Raw genomic sequence first — 1,621 nt, forward strand, 5'->3', positions numbered from 1 at the left:
CTGGTGCTGGTGCTGCGGCGCCGGCCGACGCGCCGGTCCCGCCGTCGGACGCCCCTGCTGCTCCGGCTGCTCCGGTCGAGGACTCCCCGGCGCAGCCGCCGGTCCCGCCGTCGGACAACCCGTCCGACCCGCCTGCCGAGCCGAAGGATCGCCCGGAACCCCGCCAGGGCAACCCGTACGCGCCGCCGTCGGACGACCAGAAGTAGGGGCGGCCGCCGCCCCGTACCGCGCCCCACAGGGCAGGCTCAGCGCAGCGACGCCATCCAGGCCTCGACGTCCTCGGGGCGGCGGGGCAGCGCCGCCGAGAGGTTCTCGTAACCGTCCTCGGTGACCAGCACGTCGTCCTCGATGCGCACGCCGATGCCGCGGAACTCCTCCGGCACGGCCAGGTCGTCGGCCTTGAAGTAGAGGCCCGGCTCGATGGTGAACACCATGCCCGGCTCCAGCACGCCGTCGAGGTAGAGCTCGCGGCGCGCCTGGGCGCAGTCGTGCACGTCGAGGCCCAGGTGGTGCGACGTGCCGTGCACCATCCAGCGGCGGTGCTGCTGGCCGTCCTCGTCGAGCGCGTCGGCGGCGGTGACGCCGTCGGGCAGGAAGCCCCACTCCTCGAGGCGGGCCGCGATAACCTCCATGGCCGCCGCGTGGATGTCGCGGAACCTGGTGCCCGGCTTCGCGACGGCGAACGCGGCGTCGGCGGCGTCCAGCACCGCCTGGTAGATCTTGCGCTGGACGTCGGTGTACTCGCCGTCCACGGGCAGCGACCGCGTGACGTCGGCGGTGTAGAGCGAGTCGACCTCGACGCCGCCGTCGAGCAGCAGCACCTCGCCGGACCGGACCTCGCCGTCGTTGCGGATCCAGTGCAGGGTCGTGGCGTGCTCGCCCGAGGCCGCGATGGTCTCGTAGCCCACGGCGTTGCCCTCGAGGCGGGCGTGCCCGTCGAAGGTGGTCTCGACGACGCGCTCGCCGCGGCGGTGCGCCTTCGCGGCGGGCAGCGCGCGGACCACGGCCTCGAAGCCCTCGATGGTGCGGGCCACGGCCTCGCGCATCTGCGCGATCTCGTACTCGTCCTTGACCAGGCGCAGCTCCGAGGTGGCCTCCACGAGTGCGTCGTCCGAGACGATCTGCTCGTCCTCGGTCTCGCCGGCCTCCAGGCGGAGCTCCTCGACGAGGGCCTCGATCGCGTCGTCCGCGCCGGACACGACGAGCAGGCGCACGCCGCCGTCGCCGACGTCCTTGGCCAGGGCGTCGCCCAGCTCGTCGATGTGCCGGGCCTCGATGCCCGTCAGGGCCTCGACGTCCGCGAGCGACGGGCGGGCGCCGACCCAGAACTCGCCGTAGCGGGCGTCGGCGTAGAACTCCTCGTTGTCCCGCGGGGCCAGCGGCCGCACGTACAGCACGGCATGGTGGTTCGAGCCGGCGTCGCCGGCGCCGTCCTCGACCGGGTGCAGTACCAGCACAGCGTCAGGCTCGCGGTCGGTGCCCAGGCCCGTGAGGTGGGCGAACGCCGAGTGCGGCCGGAACCGGTAGTCGGTGTCGTTCGAGCGCGGCTTGAGCGAGCCCGCGGGGACCACGAGGCGCGCGCCGGCGAACCGGTCGGACAGCGCGGAGCGGCGGGCGACGG

1 protein-coding gene and 1 pseudogene are annotated in these 1,621 nt (G+C 74.2%); one reads left to right on the forward strand and one right to left on the reverse strand.

Annotated elements, in window-relative coordinates; genetic code table 11:
• Window positions 1–206 (forward strand): annotated as a pseudogene (locus tag PROKR_RS36940) (general stress protein); the annotation flags it as partial.
• Between the two features lie 39 nt (window positions 207–245).
• On the opposite strand, the gene PROKR_RS13645 reads toward PROKR_RS36940, so the two are convergent.
• On the reverse strand, window positions 246–1,621 hold a 1,376-nt coding region (locus PROKR_RS13645; protein WP_084800438.1), incomplete at its 5' end, for an aminopeptidase P family protein.

The sequence above is a fragment of the Promicromonospora kroppenstedtii DSM 19349 genome, assembly GCF_000515355.1.
GTDB classification, from domain to species: Bacteria; Actinomycetota; Actinomycetes; order Actinomycetales; family Cellulomonadaceae; genus Promicromonospora; species Promicromonospora kroppenstedtii.